Source organism: Microcella alkalica (assembly GCF_014595885.1).
In the GTDB taxonomy this organism is placed as follows: domain Bacteria; phylum Actinomycetota; class Actinomycetes; order Actinomycetales; family Microbacteriaceae; genus Microcella; species Microcella alkaliphila_B.
In genome coordinates, this window is the sequence record NZ_JABUKC010000001.1 from 515,515 (window position 1) to 537,236 (window position 21,722).

The 21,722-nt window shown below is 73.6% G+C and carries 17 protein-coding genes and 1 tRNA gene; 15 read left to right on the forward strand and 3 right to left on the reverse strand.

Annotated features, from left to right (window positions below; all coding sequences use genetic code 11):
* Nucleotides 1–10 precede the first annotated feature (10 nt).
* Together pth and mfd are read left to right on the forward strand one after the other, a co-directional pair.
* Nucleotides 11–601 (forward strand): aminoacyl-tRNA hydrolase, encoded by a 591-nt coding sequence (gene pth, locus ID804_RS02525; protein WP_169077373.1) that lies wholly within the window; start codon nucleotides 11–13, stop codon nucleotides 599–601.
* Nucleotides 602–656: 55 nt separating this feature from the next.
* Nucleotides 657–4,208 carry a transcription-repair coupling factor gene (gene mfd / locus ID804_RS02530; RefSeq protein WP_169077374.1) on the forward strand — a complete coding sequence of 1,184 codons (3,552 nt, stop codon included), beginning with the start codon at nucleotides 657–659 and terminating at the stop codon, nucleotides 4,206–4,208.
* On the opposite strand, the gene ID804_RS02535 is transcribed toward mfd, so the two are convergent.
* Complete coding sequence (locus ID804_RS02535) at nucleotides 4,157–5,017, reverse strand: CPBP family intramembrane glutamic endopeptidase (RefSeq protein WP_169077375.1); 861 nt, start codon at nucleotides 5,015–5,017, stop codon at nucleotides 4,157–4,159. The genes mfd and ID804_RS02535 overlap by 52 nt on opposite strands.
* A 235-nt stretch (nucleotides 5,018–5,252) precedes the next feature.
* Here ID804_RS02535 and ID804_RS02540 point away from each other — a divergent pair, with 235 nt between their 5' ends.
* The 11 genes from ID804_RS02540 (at nucleotide 5,253) to ID804_RS02590 (ending at nucleotide 16,642) form a co-directional block, all read left to right on the forward strand.
* Complete coding sequence (locus tag ID804_RS02540; protein WP_169077774.1) at nucleotides 5,253–6,686, forward strand: MFS transporter; 1,434 nt, start codon at nucleotides 5,253–5,255, stop codon at nucleotides 6,684–6,686.
* A gap of 310 nt (nucleotides 6,687–6,996) precedes the next feature.
* Nucleotides 6,997–7,728 carry a nucleoside triphosphate pyrophosphohydrolase gene (locus ID804_RS02545; protein ID WP_169077376.1) on the forward strand — a complete coding sequence of 244 codons (732 nt, stop codon included), beginning with the start codon at nucleotides 6,997–6,999 and terminating at the stop codon, nucleotides 7,726–7,728.
* Nucleotides 7,729–7,865: 137 nt separating this feature from the next.
* A complete protein-coding gene (locus ID804_RS02550; RefSeq protein ID WP_169077377.1) occupies nucleotides 7,866–8,789 on the forward strand; it encodes an ABC transporter ATP-binding protein in 924 nt (307 codons plus the stop codon).
* Entirely contained in the window at nucleotides 8,786–9,889 is a 1,104-nt protein-coding gene (locus tag ID804_RS02555; protein ID WP_317451140.1) for an ABC transporter permease, read from the forward strand. The genes ID804_RS02550 and ID804_RS02555 overlap by 4 nt, the downstream gene beginning before the upstream one ends.
* A gap of 85 nt (nucleotides 9,890–9,974) precedes the next feature.
* Nucleotides 9,975–11,306, forward strand: coding sequence for a histidine--tRNA ligase (hisS, locus tag ID804_RS02560; RefSeq protein WP_169077378.1), 1,332 nt, complete (start codon nucleotides 9,975–9,977; stop codon nucleotides 11,304–11,306).
* A gap of 127 nt (nucleotides 11,307–11,433) precedes the next feature.
* The gene (eno, locus tag ID804_RS02565; RefSeq protein ID WP_169077379.1) at nucleotides 11,434–12,714 is read left to right on the forward strand and encodes a phosphopyruvate hydratase; all 1,281 of its coding nucleotides are present in this window, start codon (nucleotides 11,434–11,436) and stop codon (nucleotides 12,712–12,714) included.
* Between the two features lie 71 nt (nucleotides 12,715–12,785).
* Nucleotides 12,786–13,331, forward strand: a complete 546-nt coding sequence (locus ID804_RS02570; protein ID WP_169077380.1) for an FtsB family cell division protein — start codon at nucleotides 12,786–12,788, stop codon at nucleotides 13,329–13,331.
* Nucleotides 13,328–13,846 (forward strand): DUF501 domain-containing protein, encoded by a 519-nt coding sequence (locus ID804_RS02575; protein WP_169077381.1) that lies wholly within the window; start codon nucleotides 13,328–13,330, stop codon nucleotides 13,844–13,846. Before ID804_RS02570 ends, ID804_RS02575 begins: the two co-directional genes overlap by 4 nt.
* Nucleotides 13,819–15,099, forward strand: coding sequence for a S8 family serine peptidase (locus ID804_RS02580; protein WP_169077382.1), 1,281 nt, complete (start codon nucleotides 13,819–13,821; stop codon nucleotides 15,097–15,099). The genes ID804_RS02575 and ID804_RS02580 overlap by 28 nt, the downstream gene beginning before the upstream one ends.
* Before the next feature lie 37 nt (nucleotides 15,100–15,136).
* Nucleotides 15,137–16,459: an NAD(P)/FAD-dependent oxidoreductase gene (locus ID804_RS02585; RefSeq protein WP_169077383.1), complete on the forward strand. Its 1,323-nt coding sequence runs from the start codon at nucleotides 15,137–15,139 to the stop codon at nucleotides 16,457–16,459.
* Between the two features lie 109 nt (nucleotides 16,460–16,568).
* Nucleotides 16,569–16,642, forward strand: a tRNA-Leu gene (locus tag ID804_RS02590).
* A gap of 4 nt (nucleotides 16,643–16,646) precedes the next feature.
* On the opposite strand, the gene ID804_RS12315 is transcribed toward ID804_RS02590, so the two are convergent.
* A complete protein-coding gene (locus ID804_RS12315) occupies nucleotides 16,647–18,785 on the reverse strand; it encodes an Ig-like domain-containing protein (protein WP_169077384.1) in 2,139 nt (712 codons plus the stop codon).
* 184 nt (nucleotides 18,786–18,969) lie between these two features.
* Between ID804_RS12315 and ID804_RS02600 the strand changes: the two genes are divergently transcribed.
* Together ID804_RS02600 and ID804_RS02605 are read left to right on the forward strand one after the other, a co-directional pair.
* On the forward strand, nucleotides 18,970–19,536 hold the full coding sequence (locus ID804_RS02600; protein WP_169077385.1) for a LemA family protein: 567 nt from the start codon (nucleotides 18,970–18,972) through the stop codon (nucleotides 19,534–19,536).
* A 48-nt stretch (nucleotides 19,537–19,584) separates the two neighbouring features.
* Entirely contained in the window at nucleotides 19,585–20,466 is an 882-nt protein-coding gene (locus ID804_RS02605; RefSeq protein ID WP_169077386.1) for a M48 family metalloprotease, read from the forward strand.
* Nucleotides 20,467–20,482: 16 nt separating this feature from the next.
* Here the strand turns inward: ID804_RS02605 and ID804_RS02610 are convergent, their stop codons facing one another.
* The gene (locus ID804_RS02610) at nucleotides 20,483–21,691 is read right to left on the reverse strand and encodes a winged helix-turn-helix domain-containing protein (RefSeq protein ID WP_169077387.1); all 1,209 of its coding nucleotides are present in this window, start codon (nucleotides 21,689–21,691) and stop codon (nucleotides 20,483–20,485) included.
* Nucleotides 21,692–21,722: the final 31 nt, after the last annotated feature.

Genomic DNA, 21,722 nt, shown 5'->3' on the forward strand with positions numbered 1-21,722 from the left:
ACCTCCGGCCGTGGCCGATCAGAACGTCTGGCTCGTAGCCGGGCTCGGGAACCCCGGGCCCGGCTACGCCGGCAATCGGCACAACGTCGGCCAGATGGTGCTCGACGAGCTCGCCACCCGACTGGGCGGGCGCTTCTCGCGCCACCGCTCCACCACGATGCTCGCCGAGGTGCGCACGCGCCCCGGCGGGCCGAAGCTCGTGCTCATCAAGCCGCTGAGCTACATGAACACCTCCGGCGGGCCGGTCTCGAGCGCCGCGAAGTACTTCGGCATCCCGCCCGAGCGCGTCATCGTGCTGCACGACGACCTCGACCTGCCGTTCGAGACCGTGAAGCTCAAGGCCGACGGCGGCCACGGCGGCCAGAACGGCGTGCGCGACATCATCAAGGCGCTCGGCACGCAGGAGTTCCCGCGCGTGCGCGTCGGCATCGGCCGCCCGCCCGGCCGGCAGGATGCCGCCGACTACGTGCTGAAAGATTTCGCCGCCGCCGAGCGGGCCCGCCTGCCGTTCGTGCTCGGCGACGCCGCCGACGCGGTCGAGCTGCTCGTCGAGCAGGGGCTGCTCGCGGCGCAGCAGAAGTTCCACGCCCCGCGCGCGTAGCGGCGGCCGCACCCCGCGCCGCACCCCCAGCCCAGCGCGCGTACGCTTGTGCGACGTGAGTCTCGAGCGGTTGATCCCGGCCCTGTCGCGCGCCCGCACACTGCAGGAGGCGCTCGAGCACAGCCGGGCATCCACCGATTTCTCGGTCGTCGAGGGCCTGCGCGCCCCGCTCGTCGCGAGCATCCTGCGCGCCGAGACCGGCCCGCGCTGCCTGCTCGCGATCACCGCGACGGGCCGCGAGTCCGAGGGCTTCATCGACGCGCTGCGCTGCCTGCTGCCCGAGGCGACGATCCTCGACCTGCCGGCGTGGGAGACCCTGCCGCACGAGCGTCTGAGCCCGAGCGCCGAGACCGTCGGCCGCCGCATCCGCACCCTGCGGGCGCTCGCGCAGTGGGCGGATGCCCCCTCCGCCCCGCTCGTCGTCGTCGCCTCGGTGCGCGCGGCGCTGCAACCGCTGCCCACGGGTCTGACGAGCATCGAGCCCGTCGTGCTCGCGGCCGGGCAGCGCGGGCACGAGCTCGCGCCGACCGTCGAGCGGCTCGTCGATCTCGCCTACGCGCGCGTCGACATGGTGACGCGCCGCGGCGAGTTCGCAGTGCGCGGCGGCATCCTCGACGTCTTCCCGGCGGTCGCCGAGCACCCGGTGCGCGTGGAGTTCTTCGGCGATGAGGTCGAGCAGCTGCGCGAGTTCTCGGTCGCTGACCAGCGCAGCCTGCCGACCGCCGTCGAGCGGGTCGAGCTGCCGCCGACGCGCGAGCTGCTGCTGACGCCGAGCGTGCAGCAGCGGGCGCGCGAGATGCAGCACGAGTTCCCGAGCCTCGCGCAGATGCTGGAAAAGATCGGCCAGGGCATCCCCGTCGAGGGCATGGAGAGCCTCGCGCCCGCCCTCGTCGACGAGCTCGTGCCGATCACCCACTACCTGCCCGAGGGCGCCGCGATCGCCGTGCTGAGCCCCGAGCGGGTGGCAACGCGCGCGGCCACGCTCGTCGAGACGAACCGCGAGTTCCTGAGCGCGGCGTGGCACGCGGCGACGGCGGGGGCCGAGGCGCCCATCGACCTCGACGCGGGCGACTTCCTCACGGTGAACGGCCTGCGCGCAGCATCCGCCGGGCGCCCCTGGTTCACGATCAGCGCGTTCGACGCCGACGACCCGGAGGTCGTGCGCATCGACGCGGTCGAGCCGCCGAGCTTCGCCGGGCGCGCCGGGGGAGCGGTCGACCACGTCGTCGACCGCGTGCGCGACGGCTGGGCGATGGTCGTCGTCGCCGGCGGCATGGGCCTGCTCGAGCGCGCCGCGGACGTGCTCGCCGAGCAGCAGGTCGCCGCGCGCATCGTCGACGAGCTGCCCGACGCCCTCGAGCCCGGCGTCGTGCACCTCGTGCGCGGCACCGTCGAGCACGGCTTCGAGCTGCCGGAGCTGCGCCTCGGGCTGCTGAGCGAGACCGAGTTCTACGGCCGGTCGGTGGGCTACGACTCGCGCCAGCCGAAGAAGCTCGCGAGCCGCCGCAAGAACGTCGTCGACCCGCTGCAGCTGAAGACCGGTGACTTCGTCGTGCACGCCACGCACGGCATCGGGCGGTTCCTCGAGCTCGTGCAGCGCGAGGTGTCGACCGGCGGCGGGCGCAACGCGGTGAAGAGCACCCGCGAGTTCCTCGTCATCGAGTACGCGCCGTCGAAGCGCGGCTACCCGGGCGACAAGCTCTACGTGCCCACCGACCAGCTCGACCTGCTCACCCGCTACGTCGGCGGCGAGGCCCCCCAGCTCAGCAAGATGGGCGGCAGCGACTGGGCGGCGGCGAAGGGCCGGGCGCGCAAGGCGGTGCGCGACATCGCCGTCGAGCTCGTGAAGCTGTACTCGGCGCGCATGTCGAGCAAGGGCTACGCCTTCCCGCCCGACACCCCGTGGCAGCGCGAGCTGGAGGAGGCGTTCCCCTACGCCGAGACGCCCGACCAGCTGACCACCATCGAGGAGGTCAAGCGCGACATGGAGTCGCCGATCCCCATGGATCGCCTGCTCGCCGGCGACGTCGGCTACGGCAAGACCGAGGTCGCCGTGCGCGCCGCGTTCAAAGCCGTGCAGGGCGGCAAGCAGGTGGCGATGATCGTGCCGACGACGCTGCTGGTGAAGCAGCACATGGAGACCTTCGCCGACCGCTTCGCCGGGTTCCCGGTGCACGTGCGCGCGCTCAGCCGCTTCCAGAGCGACAAGGAGGCGAAGGAGACGATCGAGGGCCTCGCCCGCGGCACGGTCGACGTCGTCATCGGCACCCACCGCATCCTGAGCCAGGGCGTGCAGTTCAAAGACCTCGGCCTCGTCATCATCGACGAGGAGCAGCGCTTCGGCGTCGAGCACAAGGACGCGCTGAAGAAGCTCAAGACCAACGTCGACGTGCTCGCGATGTCGGCCACGCCGATCCCGCGCACCCTCGAGATGGCCGTGACGGGCATCCGCGAGATGTCGACCCTGGCGACCCCGCCGGAGGACCGCCACCCGATCCTGACCTTCGTCGGCCCGTACAGCGACAAGCAGGTGGCGGCGGCGATCCACCGCGAGCTGCTGCGCGAGGGGCAGGTGTTCTACGTGCACAATCGCGTGTCGAGCATCCAGCGCGTCGCCAGCCACCTCGCCGAGCTCGTGCCCGAAGCGCGCATCGCCGTCGCCCACGGGCAGATGAGCGAGTCGACGCTCGAGCAGGTCATGGTCGACTTCTGGGAGCGCCGCTTCGACGTGCTCGTCTCGACGACCATCATCGAGACCGGCCTCGACGTCGCCAACGCCAACACGCTCATCATCGACCGCGCCGACAAGTACGGCCTCAGCCAGCTGCACCAGCTGCGCGGGCGCGTCGGCCGCGGGCGCGAGCGGGCGTACGCGTACTTCCTCTACGACGAGCTCAAGCCCCTCACCGAGACGGCGCACGACCGCCTGCAGACCCTCGCCGCGAACAGCGACCTCGGCGGCGGCATGGCGATCGCGATGAAAGACCTCGAGATCCGCGGCGCCGGCAACCTGCTCGGCGCCGAGCAGGCGGGCCACATCGCCGGCGTCGGCTTCGACCTCTACCTGCGCATGATCGGCGAGGCGGTGAGCGCCTTCCGCGGCGACGCCGCCGACGAGCAGACCGAGCTGCGGCTCGAGCTGCCGGTCGACGCGCACATCCCCGAGGAGTTCATCGAATCGGAGCGCCTCCGCCTCGAGGCGTACCAGAAGCTGTCGGCGGCCGCCGGCCCCGCCAGCCCCGACGATGCGCTGGATGCCGTGCTCGACGAGCTCGCCGACCGCTACGGCGACCCGCCGCAGCCGGTGCTCACGCTGCTCGCCGTCTCGCGCCTGCGCCGCCTCGCCCAGAGCCTCGGACTCAGCGACGTCGTCGTCATGGGCTCGAACCTGCGCGTCGTCGGGCGCGAGCTGCCCGACTCGCGGCAGCTGCGCCTGCAGCGCATGTACCCGGGCTCGAAGTACTTCGCCCAGCAGAGGGTCGCGACGATGCCGCTGCCGAAGGATGCCAGCGACGACGACCTCATCGCCTGGGTGCGGCAGGTGCTCGAGAACCTCTACGTGGCCGAGCCGGCGGCGTCGGGGGCGGCGGCCTCGCCCTCGGCCTGAGGCTCGCGCAGCGACAGCCCGCGCAGCGGCGGCGGGAACCGCCGCGACCCGGGCACCCGGTGCACCTCGTACACGGCCATCGGCACGACGACGAGTGTGCGCAGGTCGAGGGCGGCGTGCAGCGCGATGGCGACGACGATGCTGCCGCTCAGCACGTAGGCGGCCGTGAGCAGCAGCCCGACGACGAGCGTGCCAGCGACGCCCGCCGGACCCTGGTAGGCGTGCAGGGCCGCGAACAGCAGTGCGGCGAGCCCGAAGGCGCTGAGCGGCTCACCCGTCACGACGAACAGCAGCGCTGGCAGGCACAGCCGGAACAGCAGCTCCTCCACGACCCCCGCGTTGACCGCGAGGCCCGCCGCCCACCCGAGCTCGGGCCGGTTGCGCGGCAGCAGCGCCGCGATGTCGCCGATCATCACGACCCCGCCCTCGCGGCGAGCGGAGCGCACCCCCACGAGCGTGAGCGCCACGAGCGCGGCGACGCCGAGCGCGAGGCCGAGCATCCCCGCCGGTGACGACAGCCAGCCGACGACCGCCGCGACCCACGGCACCGACCGGGCCGCGTCGAGAACCGGCTGCGTGAACGGATGCACGACCAGCGCCAGCAGCGCCGCCGAGCCGCCGAACACGACGATCGACTCGACGAGCCAGCGCCGCAGCAGTCGTTGCCGGCGCACCGTCGAGCGGTAGCGGCGGAACCGCGCGTACTCGCGGCGATCCTTGCGGGCCGCCCGCCACACGAGCACCGAGACGAGCCCCAGCGCGATCGCGAGCGCGACGACGCGGCTCACGGGGTCGTCGGGGCTCAGCACGGGGCCATCCTGACAGGGGCGGATGCGCGGCCGCCGAGGGGCCGCCTCCCAGACTGCGGTGCCAGAGTGACGGGGCCGCGGCGCGGCCGGGGTCGAGCATCCGCGCGGCGCCGCACCACCGCGCGTGACGCGCCGCGAGAGGGAGCCAGCACTGAGCGAGCGAGCAGCGGGCGCGACCGTGCGTCGCGCCGACGTCGGCCTGAGGTCGTCGCGCGGACCCATCCTGCTCTCGCTCATGGTGACGACGGGGCTCGTCGCGATCGACGCCACGATCCTCGCGACCGCCGTGCCGACCCTCGTGGCCGAGCTCGGCGGGTTCGAGCAGTTCCCGTGGCTGTTCTCGATCTACCTGCTCGCGCAGGCGGTGTCGGTGCCGATCTACGCCAAGCTCAGCGACGTCGTCGGGCGCAAGCCGATCATCCTGTTCGGCATCGGCGTGTTCCTGCTCGGGTCGATCCTGTGCGGCCTTGCCTGGAGCATGCCCGCCCTCATCGCCTTCCGCGCCATCCAGGGCCTCGGTGCGGGCGCCGTCGGCCCCATGTCGATCACGATCGCCGGCGACGTCTACTCGGTCGCCGAGCGCGCGAAGGTGCAGGGATACATCGCGAGCGTGTGGGGCGCCTCGGCCGTCGTCGGCCCGCTGCTGGGCGGCCTGTTCGCCCAGCTCGACGCGTGGCGCTGGATCTTCTTCGTCAACATCCCGCTGTGCCTGCTGGCGGGGTGGATGCTCCTCCGCTCGTTCCACGAGACCGTCGAGCGCCGCCGCCACCGCATCGACTACCTCGGCGCCGCCCTGCTGAGCGGGTCGCTCGCGCTCGTGCTCGTCGGCGTGCTCGAGGGCGGGCAGGCGTGGGCGTGGGCGTCGTGGCAGACGGCCGTCGCCTTCGGCGTCGGCGGGGCGCTGCTCGTAGTGTTCGCGCTCGTCGAGCGCCGCGCATCCGAGCCGATCCTGCCGCTGTGGGTGCTGTCGCGCCGCCTCGTGCTGTCGACGACGCTCGTCTCCGTCGGCATCGGCGCCGTACTGTTCGGCCTCACCTCGTACGTGCCCACCTACCTCGAAGGATCGCTCGGGGTGTCGCCGCTCGTCGCCGGGCTCGCGCTCGGCGCCCTCACGATCGGCTGGCCCATCTCGGCCGCCCAGTCGGGCCGGCTCTACCTCACGCTCGGGTTCCGCACCACGGTGCTCATCGGCATGGCGCTCGTCATCGCCGGGCCGGCCCTGCTCGCCGCCCTCGCCGCGGCGCCCTCGGTCGCCGTCGTCGCGCTCGCGTGCTTCATCAGCGGACTCGGCATGGGACTCGTCGCGACTCCGTCGCTCATCGCCGCGCAGGCGAGCGTGCCGTGGAACGAGCGCGGCGTCGTCACCGGCACCAACCTCTTCGCCCGCTCGATCGGCAGCGCCGTCGGCGTCGCCATCTTCGGAGCCATCGCCAACGGCATCATCGGGCGCGAGGGCGCGGGGCCGGTCGCCGGCGTCACGCCCGACGAGATCGTCGCCGCCTCGTCGGCCGTGTTCCTCGGCACGCTCGTCGCCGCCTCGTCGGCCGTGTTCCTCGGCACGCTCGTCGCCGCCGTCGCGACCCTCGCCGCGGCGGTCGCGATGCCGCGCACGCCGGCGCCCGCCGCCGACGAGGCGCACGCGGCGCCGGCGGCTGCCGCCGCCGCGTAGCGCGCGCCGCGCCGCGTCTCGCGCCGCCGCGCCGCGTCTCGCGCGCCGCGCCGCGTCTCGCGCGGCCCCGCGTCTCGCGCGGCCCCGCCGTGCGCACGCCCGCGCCGCGCGGCCCTTCCGCGCTCTCGCACCTCACACACCACACGGTTCACGGCATGCACTGCGGAACAAAGCGCAGTGCATGCCGTGAACCGTGTGGTGTGCGACGGCTGCTCGCGTCGATGGCGTCGGCGCGCCGAGCCGCCCTCGCCGAGCGTCCTCGCCGAGCCGCCCCCACCGCCGCGCCCCGACCCGGTGGCAAGATGACCGCATGAGCGCGAGCGCCCCCCACCCCGACCTCCCGCCGGGCACCCCGGTCGAGCCGCACCCCGCCCTCGACGCGCTCATCGGCGTCATGCACCGCCTGCGCGCGCCCGGCGGCTGCGCCTGGGATGCCGAGCAGACCCACGAGAGCCTCACGAAGTACCTCATCGAGGAGGCGCACGAGCTCGTCGACGCGATCGAGCACGGCTCCCGCGACGACATGCTCGAGGAGCTGGGCGACGTGCTCTACCAGGTGCTGTTCCACGCCGACATCGCCGCGGCCGACGCCGAGCATCCGTTCACGATCGACGACGTCGCGGCCCGCAGCATGCGGAAGATGGTCGGCCGCCACCCGCACGTCTTCGCCGACGTCGTGGCCGACACGGCCGACGAGGTCTCCGCCAACTGGGAGACGTGGAAGGCCGCCGAGAAGCCCGCCCGCACGAGCGTGCTCGACGGGCTGCCCGCGGCCCTACCCGCGCTCGTGCGCGCCGAGAAGGTGCTGAGCCGCGCGGAGCGGCTGGGAGTCGAGCAGCGCCCGCTCTCGACCACCGACGACACGCGCGGCGCCGAGCCGACCCACGTCACCGCCGACGAGCGCGCCCTGGGCGAGCAGCTGCTGCACCTGGTGGCGGTCGCCCGCGAGCGGGGGTGGGATGCCGAGCGCGCCCTCCGCATGGCGGTGCGCGATCTCGAGACGAGCATCCGCGATCACGAGCGAGGCCGCGCGGAGCGCTGACGGCCGCGGCAGCGATCGCGAGCCGAGCCGATCCGCACAGCCGCACCGCCGCACCACCCCGCACCCGCGTTCGCGAGTATTCGTCGCGACCGCGCGTCGCCGCGACACCCCGTGCCGCCCCTGCCAGACTCGCCCGCATGACCCAGCCCCCCGCGATCGCGGTCGAGGGCGTGGCCCGCAGCTTCGGCTCGGTGCACGCCGTGCGCGACGTGACCTTCGAGGCCCATCCCGGGCGCGTGACGGCCCTCATCGGTCCGAACGGCTCCGGCAAGACGACGCTGCTGCTCATGCTCGCGTCGCTGCTGCAGCCCGACCGGGGCACGATCCGCATCCAGGGTCACGACCCGGTGACCGATCCGCGCGCCGTGCGGCGCGTCATGGGGTGGATGCCCGACGTGCTCGGTTCGTGGGCCACCCTGACGGTGCGCCAGACCCTCGAGACCACCGCGCGCCTGTACGAGCTCGACGCCGCGCAGGCCCGCTCCCGCGCCGCCGAGCTCATCGACCTCGTCGGCCTGGAGGAGCTCGCCGACCAGCCGACCCGGGTGCTCAGCCGCGGGCAGAAGCAGCGCCTGAGCCTCGCGCGCGCCCTCGTGCACCGACCCACCGTGCTGCTGCTCGACGAGCCGGCGTCGGGCCTCGACCCGGCCGCCCGCATCGATCTGCGCGTGCTCGTGCGCCGCCTCGCCGCTGAGGGGGCGAGCGTGCTCGTCTCGAGCCACGTGCTCGCCGAGCTCGACGAGATGGCCGATGACGCCGTCTACCTCGACCACGGCGTGACCGCATCACGTGAGAGCGTCGAGGCGAGCCGCTCGACGGTGCGCGACTGGCGCGTGCGCGCGCTCGACCCGGCGGCGCTCGCCGCGGCGCTCGCCGAGTTGGGAATCCCAACCGGGGGCGACGACCATCTGGGCACCCTCGTGCCGGTGGCCGGCGAGCAGGAAGCCGCCGCCGTGCTCACGCGGCTCACCGCCCACGGCGTCGCGATCAGCGCCTTCGGGCCCGCCGTCGGCGACCTCGAGCACACCTTCCTCGACCTCGCGAAGGGCGGTCGCTCGTGAACGGCTGGATCACCGGGCTCGGCACCATCGCCGCCCTCGAGCTGCGGCAGCGCGTGCGCAGCGTCGCGTGGCTCGTGCTGCTCATCGTCGTGTTCGTCATCGTCGCGATCGTGACGCTGCTGCTGTGGTTCTCGCTGTCGACGTTTGGCGACGATTCGGTCGACAACGCGGCGATCTACTCGAGCATCGTGTTCTTCGTGCTGCTCGTCGGCACGCTCGTCACCCCCGCCGTCTCCGGCGGTGCGATCAACGCCGAGCGCGACGCGGGCACGCTCGCCACGACGCAGGTCACGCTCGTGAGCGCGGGCCAGATCGTCCTGGGCAAGTTCCTCGCCGCTTGGACGATCGCCCTCACCTTCCTGGCCGCGAGCCTGCCGTTCATCGTGCTCGCGGTCGCGATCGGGGGCGTGCCGATCACGACGCTGCTGACCTCGCTCGCCGTGCTCGTGGTCGAGCTCGGTGTCGTCGCGGCGATCGGCGTCGGGCTCTCGGGCCTGCAGACGCGCGCGCTGTTCTCGGTCGTCACCACCTACCTCGTCGTCGCGGCGCTCAGCATCGGCACGCTCATCGCCTTCGGCCTCGGCGGTCTGGCGAGCCAGAGCGAGGTGCGCAGCGTCTACATCGGCTACACCTACGACCAGTCCGTCGAGCTCGACCCGGACACGGGCCTGCCGGAGGATCCGGACGACATCACCTGCCTTGAGCCCGAGGTGACGACGTACCAGGCGCCGCGGTTCGACCGGGTGTGGTGGTTCCTCGCGGCGAACCCGTACATCGTGCTCGCCGACGCCTCGCCGACGACGTTCGACGAGAACGGCAACCCGGAGGATCTTTTCGGCGGCATCGGCCTCGGCATCCGCGGTGCGCAGCTGCCGCCCGACCTCGAGCAGACCTATGACGAGTGCGCGAACGCGAAGGCGAACTGGCGGCTCGTGCAGGACGACTACGAGACCCCCGAGGAGGTCTACGCGAAGACGGTGCCGAGCTGGTTCGTCGGCATCGTCATCCACCTCGTGCTTGCCGGTCTCGCCCTGTGGGGAGCGGTCGCCCGCACGCGCACGCCGTCGAAGCACCTGCCGAAGGGCTCGCGCGTCGCCTGAGCCGTGGGGCCGGCGCGCGGTCGCGGCCCGGCGGGAGCATCCGCCCCCGACCGGACGCTCGGCGCCCCTCTGACAGAATCGAGGCATGGCGAGCCCTGTCACCCCGCCGCGCGGCATGCGCGACTTCCTGCCCGCTGACAAGGCCCGCCGCGAGCGCGTGCTCGGGCTGATCCGCGGCGTGTACCGCGCGCACGGCTTCGACGAGATCGAGACCCCCGTCATGGAGGACGCCTCGCGCCTGCACGCGGGCCTCGGCGGCGACAACGAGAAGCTCGCCTTCGCGGTCATGAAGCGGGCCCTGACGACGGATGCCCTGCGCGAGGCCGCATCGCCGCTCGACCTCGCCGACCTCGGCCTGCGGTTCGACCTCACGGTGCCGCTCGCCCGCTTCTACGCGAGCAACCGCGCGCAGCTGCCGAGCGTGTTCCGGGCGATCCAGATCGCGCCCGTCTGGCGCGCGGAGCGCCCGCAGAAGGGCCGGTTCCGCCAGTTCGTGCAGTGCGACATCGACATCATCGGCGAGCCGGGGGTGATCGCCGAGATCGAGCTCATCAGCGCGACCTCGAGCGCGCTCGCGGTGCTCGGCATCCCGGGCTGCACCATTCGCATTAACGATCGGCGGCTGCTGACGAGCATGCTCACGGCGCTCGGCTTCGCCGCCGAGGCGCACGCCGAGGTGCTCATCTCGCTCGACAAGCTCGACAAGATCGGCACGGCGGGCGTGCTCGACGAGCTGCGTGAGCGCGGCCACGCGGCCGACGCGATCGAGGCACTCAGCGCGGTGCCGGCGTTCGCCGCGTTCGGGGCGGAAGCGGCATCCGCCACCGTGTCGGAGGGCCATCACGCGCCCGCCGCCGGCGGCGCGCTCACCGCCGACAGCATCGCCGCCCTGCTGCCCGCCGGCGTCGACGAGCAGGCGCTCGCCGACCTCGCGGCGATCGCGGCGGCGGTCGGCGGCACGGCGCCGCTCGTGTTCGACCCGTTCCTGGTGCGCGGCATGGGTTACTACACGGGCCCGATCTTCGAGGTCGCGCACCCCGAGCTCGGCTACTCGCTCGGCGGGGGAGGGCGCTACGACGGCATGATCGGCCGCTTCCTCGGCGCCGACGTGCCGGCGACGGGCTTCTCGCTCGGCTTCGAGCGCCTCATCGACCTGGTCGAGCTGCCCGCTGACGAGGGCGAGGGCGACGCGGCCCTCGTCTACGACCGTGACGTCGCGCCCGCCGACCTGCTCGCGCTGCAGCGTCAGCTCGTCGCGGAGGGCGCGCGCGTGCGCCTCGTGAAGCGCCCCAAGAACCTGAAGTCGGTGCTCGATCAGCTGGCCGTCGACGGCTTCGCCCGGTTCGCGACGGTGAGCGCGGCGTCGGGGGCGGATGCCTCGGCCCTCGACTGGCGGCCGCTCGAGCGCGGCGCCTGAGGCCGACCCGCGCCGGGTCGCTCGGTCGCGCCCGGGCCCGAGTCGCCCGCTCCCGCGGCGAGTAGGCTTGCCTGCGGACGACCACCACCGTCGCGTCCGCATCCCCCTTTCGTTAGGAGACCCATTCGTGGCAGCTATCGAGGCCGTTGGAGCCCGTGAAATCCTCGACTCGCGAGGCAACCCGACCGTCGAGGTCGAGGTTCTGCTCGATGACGGCACCGTCTCGCGCGCGGCCGTGCCCTCGGGCGCGTCGACCGGCGCCTTCGAGGCCTACGAGCTGCGCGACGGCGACAAGGGCCGCTACCTCGGCAAGGGCGTGCTGAAGGCCGTCGACTCGGTGCTCGACGTGCTCGGCCCCGCCATCGAGGGTCTCGAGGCCAGCGACCAGCGCCTCATCGACGCCGAGCTGAAGGCCGTCGACGGCACGGACAACAAGTCGAAGCTCGGCGCGAACGCCATCCTCGGCGTCTCGCTCGCCGTCGCGAAGGCCGCCGCCGACTCGGCCGACCTGCCGCTGTTCCGCTACCTCGGCGGCCCGAACGCGCACGTGCTGCCCGTGCCGATGATGAACGTCATCAACGGCGGCGCGCACGCCGACACCGGGGTCGACGTGCAGGAGTTCATGATCCTGCCGATCGGCGCCGAGAGCTTCACCGAGGCCCTGCGCTGGGGTGCCGAGACCTACCACGCCCTCAAGGGCGAGCTGAAGGCCGGCGGCTACGCCACGGGCCTCGGCGACGAGGGCGGCTTCGCCCCCGACCTCGCCGGCACGACCGCCGCGCTCGACTTCCTGCTCGCCGCGATCGAGAAGGCCGGCTTCACCCCCGGCACCGACATCGCGCTGGGCCTCGACGTCGCCGCGACCGAGTTCTACCGCGACGGCGCGTACCACTTCGAGGGCCAGCAGCGCTCGGCCACCGAGCTCGCCGCCTTCTGGGCAGACCTCGTGAAGCAGTACCCGCTCGTGACGATCGAAGACCCGATGTCGGAGGACGACTGGGACGGCTGGGCGGCGCTCACGAGCGAGATCGGCCGGGCGGTGCAGCTCGTCGGCGACGACCTGTTCGTCACGAACCCCGCGCGCCTGGGCGACGGCATCGCGCGTGGCACGGCGAACTCGCTGCTCGTGAAGGTCAACCAGATCGGCTCGCTCACCGAGACGCTCGACGCCGTCGCGCTCGCGCAGCGCAGCGGCTACACCGCCGTGCTCTCGCACCGCTCGGGCGAGACGGAGGACACGACGATCGCCGATCTCGCCGTCGCGACGAACTGCGGCCAGATCAAGACCGGCGCCCCCGCCCGCAGCGAGCGCGTCGCGAAGTACAACCAGCTGCTCCGCATCGAGGAGGAGCTCGGCGACGCCGCGGTGTACGCCGCCCGCAGCGCCTTCCCGCGCTTCCGCGGCTAGTCCGCCCGCAGCGCTCGAGGCCCGCCGTCCCCGCTCCCGGGGGCGGCGGGCCTCTCGCGTACCCTGGGGGCATGGCCGGCCGCTCGCGTGACATCCCCGTCGAGCTGCCCGCCGGCGCTCCTGCCGCGACGCCGTGGTTCCGCAACCTGCAGGTCTCCGGCTTCACCGTCACCGTGCTGCTGCTCATCGTCGGCGCCCTCGTCGTGCTCGCCCCCTCGCTGCGGGTGCTCGTCGAGCAGCAGCAGGAGATCGCGGCCCTCGAGGCGCGCGTCGCCGCGCAGGAGGCCGCCGTCGACGACCTCACCGCCGAGATCGACCGCTGGTCCGACCCCGCCTACATCGAGTCGCAGGCCCGCGACCGCCTGCTCTACGTGAAGCCGGGCGACATCAGCTACCTCGTGATCGACGACGGCGCGACGGTCGAGGTCGACCCGGTGCAGCCGGTGAGCGACGAGATCCAGCGCACGCGCATCGACTGGAGCCGCGCCGTGCTCGCCTCGGTGCTCACGGCCGCCCTCACCGACCTGCCCGCCGTCGAGCTGCTCGGCCCCGAGCCCGAGCCCGATCCCGCCGACCCAGCGGCCCCCGCCGCCCCCGCCCCCGAGGAGGCCCCGTGAGTCGCCCGCCCTTCGAGCCCGTGAGCGCTGAGGATGTCCGCATCGTCTCCGCGCAGCTGGGCCGGCCCGCGCGCGACGTCGTCGGCATCCCCGCCCGGTGCGCGTGCGGCGCTCCGACGGTCGTCGCCACCGCTCCCCGGCTCGGCAACGGCACGCCCTTCCCGACGCTGTACTACCTGACGCACCCCGCGGCGACCGCCGCCGTGTCGCGACTCGAGGCGAGCGGCGTCATGACCGAGTACCAGGCCGCTCTCGCCGACGACCCCGAGCTCGCGGCCGGCTACGCGGCGGCGCACGAGGCGTACCTCGACGACCGCGCCCGCTTCGGCCGCGTGCCGGAGATCGAGGGCATCAGCGCCGGCGGCATGCCGACGCGCGTGAAGTGCCTGCACGCCCTCGTCGGCCACAGCCTGTCGGCCGGCCCCGGCCTCAACCCGGTCGGCGACCTCGCGCTCGCGGCGTGCGACTGGAGCCCCGAGGTCTGCGCGTGCGCGCCCGACCAGCGCGGGTCGTAGCCGCCGCGCTGCTGGCCGCCGCGATCGCGGCCGCGCCGCTCGCGGTGCCGCAGGCGGCGCTGTCGGCGCCCGCGGGCATCCTCGCCGCCGATGCGATCCGCGATCGGCAGTACTGGCTCGACGAGTACGGCATCCGCGAGGCCTGGCAGGTGACCCGCGGCGCGGGCGTGACCATCGCGATCATCGACTCGGGCGTCGACGCAAGCCACCCCGACCTGCGCGGCGCGGTCGTCGGGGGCATCGACCTCTCGGGGGTGGGCGCGGCCGACGGCACGCGCCCGGTCGGCTCCGACGCGCCGGATCACGGCACGATGGTCGCCTCTCTCGCCGCCGGCCGGGGCAGCGCGCCCGGCGATGGCGTCATCGGCGCCGCCCCCGAGGCGAGCCTGCTGAGCGCCTCGCTCGCCTTCGGTCCCGAGCAGCGCGACGGCGACGCGCAGGTGGCCGAGGCGGTGCGCTGGGCGGTCGACGCGGGCGCCGACGTCATTTCGCTCTCGCTCACCCGCAACACGCTCGCCTGGCCGGAGAGCTGGGACGACGCCTTCGGCTACGCCGAGGCCAACGACGTCGTCGTCATCGCCGCGGCCGGCAACCGCGGCAGCGGCACCGAGCAGGTCGGCGCTCCCGCGACGATCCCCGGGGTCGTCGCCGTCGGCGGGGTCGACCGGGCCGGCCGCGCGAGCGACGCGGCGAGCGCGCAGGGCATCTCGATCGCCGTGATGGCGCCGAGCGAGCAGCTCGTCGGCGCCGTGCCGGGCGGCGGCCACGTCATCTGGCAGGGCACGAGCGGCGCGGCGCCCATCGTGGCGGGCATCGCCGCGCTCATCCGGGCGGCGCACCCCGAGGCGACGGCCGCCGACGTCGTCACGCGGCTCATCACCACTGCGCAACCCGTGACCGCGACGGTGCCCGACCCCCTGTACGGGTACGGCCTGGTGGATGCGGCCGCCGCCGTGCGCGCCGAGCTTCCCGCCGCCACCGAGAACCCCCTCGGCAGCCTGGCCGAGTGGGTCGCGCTCAACCGTCGGGCAGAGGCCGAGGCTCGAGAGGTGCTCGTCGCGGGCGGGCGCGAGGCGATCGCGCGCGCCGGGCATCCGGCCGACGGGGAGGCGGTCGCGACGGCGCACGCGATCGCGGTCGTCGTCGGCCCCGTGGCCCTCCTCGGCGCGGCCGTGCTCGCCGGCTCGCTGCTCGTGATCGGGGCGATCGTGATGGCGGCTCCACGATTCGTCAGGCGCGAGCGCGCGCGGTAGATTGTCGGAGTCCCTCACCACAAGGAGTCCTTTCGCCGTGCCCAGAATCCTCATCGTCGGTGGCGGTTACGCCGGTTTTTACACCGCACTGAAGCTCGAGAAGTGGCTGCGCCGGGGTGAGGCCGAGGTCGTGGTCGTCGATCCGCTGCCGTACATGACGTACCAGCCGTTCCTGCCCGAGGTCGCCGCCGGCCAGATCGAGCCGCGCCACGCGGTCGTCTCGCTGCGCCGCCACCTCGAGAAGACGCGCGTCATCACCGCGAAGGTCACCGGCATCGACCACGCCGCGAAGACCGCGACGATCACCCCCGAGGTGGGCGAGTCGTGGCAGCTGGAGTACGACCACATCGTCGTGACCGCCGGTGCCGTCTCGCGCACGTTCCCGATCCCGGGCGTCGCCGACGAGGCCATCGGCATGAAGGCGATCGAAGAGGCTGTGGCCGTGCGCGACCGCCTCATCGACAACTTCGCCCGCGCGGCCCTGCTGCCCGCCGGCCCCGAGCGCGACCGCCTGCTCACCGTCGTCGTCGTCGGTGGCGGCTTCGCGGGCATCGAGACCTTCGCCGAGCTGCGCAGCCTCGCCAGCTCGCTGCTGAAGGAGTACCCGCAGCTCACGATCGACGACACCCACTTCCACCTCATCGAGGCGATGGGCCGCATCATGCCCGAGGTGTCGCTCGAGACCAGCCAGTGGGTGCTGAAGAACCTCGCCCAGCGCGACGCGATCGTGCACCTCGACACGCAGCTCACGAGCGCGGTCGACGGCCGCATCGAGCTGTCGACGGGCGAGAGCTTCGAGAGCGACCTCATCATCTGGACGGCCGGCGTCATGGCCAACCCCGTCGTGCGCTCGACCGACCTCCCGGTCGAGGAGCGCGGCCGCATCCGCGCCCAGGCCGACCTGCGCGTCATCGACGAGACCGGCGCGGTCGTCGAGGGCGCGTGGGCCGCGGGCGACGTCGCCGCGGTGCCCGACCTGAGCGGCGGCGGCGTGGGCGGCTTCTGCGTGCCCAACGCTCAGCACGCGGTGCGCCAGGGCAAGCTGCTGGCGAAGAACCTGGTCGCCGTGCTCCGCGGCGAGCAGCCGAAGGACTACGTGCACAAGAACCTCGGCGCGGTGGCTGGCCTCGGCCTGGGCCACGGTGTCTTCCAGTCGGGCAAGCTCGCGATCAAGGGCTTCCCGGCGTGGGTCGCGCACCGCGGCTACCACGGTCTCGCGATCCCCATGTGGGAGCGCAAGCTACGCGTCTTCAGCGGCTGGTTCTGGAACCTGCTGCTCGGCCGCGACAACGTCACGCTCGCCGCGCGCGAGGAGCCGCAGGAGTACTTCCAGGCCTTCGCCTCGCGCCCCAAGGCCTAGCACCTCCGCACGCATCAGCGGGCCCCGTCGCACGTCGACGGGGCCCGCTGGCGTTCGCGGCGCCATGCGTCACCCCCGACGCCGGACGCTCGCTCTAGGCTGATCGGGCGCCCCGGTAGCCCAATCGGCAGAGGCAGCCGACTTAAAATCGGCGCAGTCTGGGTTCGAGTCCCAGCCGGGGCACCGCTCAGTCGAGCGCGGGCTCCACCCAGCGCACCCATACCGTGGCGCCGACGAGCACGGCGCCCACGCCGGCGGCCGCGAGCGCGAGCGGCACGAGCGGGAAGCTCGCGCCGGAGGCGACGATGGCGCCCGTGACGCTCGCGGCGGCGAGCGCGGCGATGACCCAGAGCGCGCGCGAGACCGCGTAGACGGCCCGGCCGGGGAACGCGCCGACCGGCAGCAGCATCACCAGCAGCGAGCCGAGGCCGCCGAGCGCGACGGCCGCCGCGGTCTCGGCGGTGAAGCTCACCCAGAACCCCGAGCTGGGGGTGAGCAGGTCGTGCACGGCCCAGCCGAGCAGGGCGAGCGCGGCGACGGCGGCGAGCTGGGCGACAGCGAGGGCGACCCGCACGCGGAACCGCGCCGCCCCGATCACGCTCGCCGCGACGAGCACCCCGATGAGGATGCCCGGCCGCAGCTCGGCGACGCGAGTGAGCAGCGCCGCCCCCGCCGCCACCGCGAGGATGCCCGGCAGCAGCCGCACGACGACGCTCGCGCCCGTCGCCCGGCGGACGACGCTCGCGGGCAGCGCGATGCCGACGCCGGCGAGCAGCAGCATGCCGAGGCCGATGGCGGCGGTGAGTCGGGCGTACCGCACTTCGAGGTCGAGCCCGCCCTCGACGCCGGCGATGAGCGCCGCGCCGGCGAAGACGCCGATCGTCGTGAGCACGGGCGACACGACGGGCCCGTCGTCGTCGGCGACGACGCCCCGATTGCGCCCGGTGAGGCGGGGCAGGGCGAGGCGGATGCGCGGCAGCGCGTGCGTGGCGAACCAGCGCAGCGGCAGGGCGACGAGCAGCAGGTAGCCGAGGGCGATGAGGGGGGCGGCGACGAGCCCTCCGCGTTCGACGATCTGCGCCGCGGTGGGCAGCGCGCCGCCGAAGCCGGTGGGGGTGCCCCAGTTCGTCGACAGCTCGGGCTGGCCCCGCTGCGGCGGCGCGGTCGGCCCGCCGTCGCCGGGAGTCGGGGCGCCCGGGGTCGGCGAGCCGCCGGGCGCGCGCGGGTCGCCGTGCGCGCCGGGGGACGCGCCTTCTGTCGCCCCGGGGGAGGGCTGCCCGGGCCGTTCGGCGTCGGGGTCATCGCCGGGAGGCGAGGACGGGGTGGCGCCGCCGGTCTCGCCCGGCACGGCCCACTCGATGCGCACGCCGTCGCTCGCCGAGCTGAAGTTGCCGGCGCCGTCGCGAGAGAGCGCCCGCAGCTCGAGCTCGCCGGGCTGCGGCAGCTCGATGCGGCACTCCCAGGTGCCGCGCGCGTCCACGCGCGCCTCGCACACGATGTCGCCGCTGGCGAAGAGCTGCAGGCTCGCGCCCGGCTCGGCCGTGCCCGCGACGCGCAGCGTCGAGGAGGCGGTGCGCGTGCCGCTGCGGGGGAAGTCGATCGAGGGCGCCGGGGGCACTTCCCGGTCGACGGTCGCGAGCGTCGCGCCCGACCAGTCGGAGCGCTCGGGCCCGATCGCGTCGACCTGCTGGCGAGCACTCACCCGGTAGTCGCCCGAGGGCACCTGCACGATGCACGACCAGAAGCCGTCGGGCAGCGCGGCCGGGCACGAGTGCACGACGGCGCCGCGCTCGTCGACGGTGCGCACCTCCACGTCGGCCCCCGGTGCGGCGATGCCCGTGAAGCGGCCCGCGGTGAGTGTCGCCGCGCCCGCCCCGTCGATGCGCGGCGGCGGCAGCACGCGCAGCTGCACGCTGCCGAAGGGGCGCTCCGTGCCGTCGACGAGCACCTCGACGCCCGCGAGCTCGACGCCGCCGGTCGGCAGCGCGACGTCCGAGCAGCTCCACGTCGTGGGGCCGGGCTCGGCCTCGCAGACCGTGCCGCCGCCGACGATCGCGACGCGCACGCCGCTCGTGGCGTCCTTCTCGCCCGCGACGGTGATGGCGGCGGAGCCCACGAAGCCGCTCTGCGGGCTCGTGAAGCTCGCGGCGACGGCGGAGAACGGCGTCGGCTCGGGTGACGGCGTCGGGTCGACGGTCGCGGCGGCCGGGCCCGCGGTCGCACCCAGCGCGAGCCCGAGCGTCGCCGCGACGAGGGCGACCCTCGCGATGATTCCGAGCGGGGATGCCCGGCGCGGCCCGGCGGAGACGGAGGGGCGAGCGCGCATCCCGCCTCCCTCACCCGCTGCCGACCGTGTTCCGTGCGCCTCGCCCGCGGCGACTGAGCGCTCGTCGATTCTCCCAGGTGCCGGCCGAGCGCTCGCCCAGCGCGCGGGGGTCGCGGCGAATCCATAGCGACCGCGCCGCCCTCGCGCCTGTCGGCGCCCCGCGGCGAGTCCTATGCTGTGCCGCATGGAAATCCTCATCCTCGTCGGCGTCGTCGTGCTGCTGGCGGTCATCGTCGGCATCTACCTCTGGGCGACCTACAACTCGCTCGTCACTCTCAACGTGCGCGTCGACGAGGCCTGGAGCGACATCACCGTGCAGCTCAAGCGCCGCGCCGACCTGCTGCCGAACCTCATCGAGGCGGTGAAGGGCTACGCGGCCCACGAGAAGCAGGTCTTCGAGTCCGTCACGAAGGCGCGCGCCGAGACGCTCAGCGCTCAGGGCCCCGCCGACGCCGCGGTCGCCGAGGGGCACATGCAGCAGGCGCTGAAGAGCATCTTCGCCGTCGCCGAGGCGTACCCGCAGCTGCAGGCGAGCCAGAACTTCCTGCAGCTGCAGGGCGAGCTCGTCGACACGGAGGACAAGATCCAGGCGGCCCGCCGCTTCTACAACGGCGGCGTGCGCGAGCTCAACACGAAGATCAAGCAGTTCCCGAACACGCTGTTCGCGCGCCGCCTCGGCTTCACCGAGCGCGACTTCTTCGAGGTGAGCGACGCCGCGGCGATCGCCGAGCCGCCTCGCGTGCAGTTCTAGGGGCCGGAACGGGCATCCTCACCTCGATCTCGCCCCGGGAGGGCTGACGTGTACCGCGCGATCGCCGCGAACAAGCGCAACACCTGGTTCATCATGCTGGCGTTCCTGGTCATCATCGGAGCGCTCGGACTGCTCGCCGATTACCTCTACGGCGGCGGGTTCTCGATCTTCATCGGCACCCTCATCGGTGCGGCCGCGTACACGCTCTTCCAGTACTTCGCCGCCGGGCGGCAGGCGCTCTCGATGGCCGGCGCCCGCCCCATCGAGAAGGCCGACAACCCGCGCCTGTACCGCATCGTCGAGAACCTCGCCATCACCGAGGGGCTGCCGATGCCGAAGGTCTACATCGTCGACGACCCCGCCCCGAACGCGTTCGCGACCGGGCGCGACCCGCAGCACGCGAGCGTCGCCGCGACGACCGGGCTGCTCGAGATCATGAACGACCGCGAGCTGACCGGCGTCATGGCGCACGAGCTGGGGCACGTGAAGAACTACGACATCCGCGTCTCGACGATCGTGTTCGGGCTCACCGTCGCCGTCGGCCTCATCGCCGACATCCTGGCTCGCATGGCGTTCTTCGGCGGCAACCGCAACAACAACGGCGGCAACCCGATCGTGCTGATCTTCGGCCTCGTCGCGATGCTCGTCGCGCCGCTCGTCGCGGCCGCGATTCAGGCGGCGGTGTCGCGGCAGCGCGAGTACCTCGCCGACGCGACCGGCGCTCTCACCACGCGCGACCCAGAGGGGCTCGCGAGCGCCCTGCAGAAGCTCGGCGACTACGCCCGCCCCATGCGCCGCCAGCAGTCGACGATGGCGCACCTCTGGATGAACGACCCCATGAAGCCCGGCGTCATGGATCGCATGTTCCAGACCCACCCGCCCATCCCCGACCGGGTGAAGCGCCTGCTCGAGAACTCGAGCCGCTTCTAGCGTCGGGCGGGCGGCCTCAGCAGCGCTCGAGGGCCGCGCGCACGGCGGCCGCAGCGTCGCCGCGGTCGGCGACCACGACATCCCCCAGCCCCTGCCAGGCGGCGGCCGCGCGCAGCGCCGGCGCCACCCGCTCGGCCATCGCGCCAGCCGACGCGCCCGGCTCGACCCAGGCCGACTGCACGCGCAGCACGCCCGCCGCGCGGTCGCTCTTGAGGTCGATGCGCCCCGGCAGCGCATCGTCGATGAGCACGGGCAGCGAGTAGTAGCCGTACTGCCGCTTCGGCGCCGACGTGTAGATCTCGATGCGGTAGTGGAACCCGAACATCCGCAGCGCCCGGTCGCGGAACCACACGACCGGGTCGAACGGCGACAGCAGCGCCGTCGCCTCGATACGACGGGGGATGCGCGTGCCCGGCACCCGGAACGCCGGCAGCGTCCTGCCGCCCCGCTCCCACCCCTCGACCGCGACCTGCTCGACGGCACCAGCCTCGACGAGCTCGCGCAGCGCCTGCGTCGTCGGCGCGATCTTCAGCCGGTGGTAGTCGGCGATGTCGTCGATCGTGCCGACACCGAGAGCGCGCACGCTGCGCAGCACGAGCTCGCGCACGGCCTCCTCGCGCGGCACCACCACCTCGTGCAGCGCGCCGAGCCCCACCTGCTCGGGCAGCGCGTACACGCGCGAGAAGCCGCGCCGGCCGCCGCTGACGACGTCGCCGAAGGCGAAGAGGTACTCCAGGCCCTCCTTGACGTCGCTCCAGCCCCACCACGGGCCGCGTCGCACCGTCGCGTCATGCTCGACCTCGGCGACCGTCATGGGGCCCTTGTCGGCGAGCTCGGCCAGCAGCCAGCTCATGAGGGCGGCGTTCTCGCGCACCCACGGCCGCGTGCGCGTGAACCGCTCGCGCAGCGCCTCGCGCTTGAAGTGCCACAGCGGCCAGTCCTCCCGTCGGATGATCGCGGCCTCGTGCGCCCAGTACTCGGTGTACCGGCCGCCGCGGGAGAAAAGCATCCGGTCGAGCGCCCCCTGGTCGTAGGCGCCCAGCCGAGCGAACAGCGGCAGGTAGTGCGAGCGGGCGAACACCGACACCGAGTCGAGCTGCAGAACCTGCAGCCGGTCGACGGTCGCCGAAAGCTGCCGAGCGCCGACGACGGGCGGATGCGCGCGGTCGAAGCCCTGCGCGGCGAGCGCGAGGCGGCGCGCGGCGGCGGCGGAGAGGCGATCCACGCGGCCACGCTAGCGGTGCGCACCGACGCTG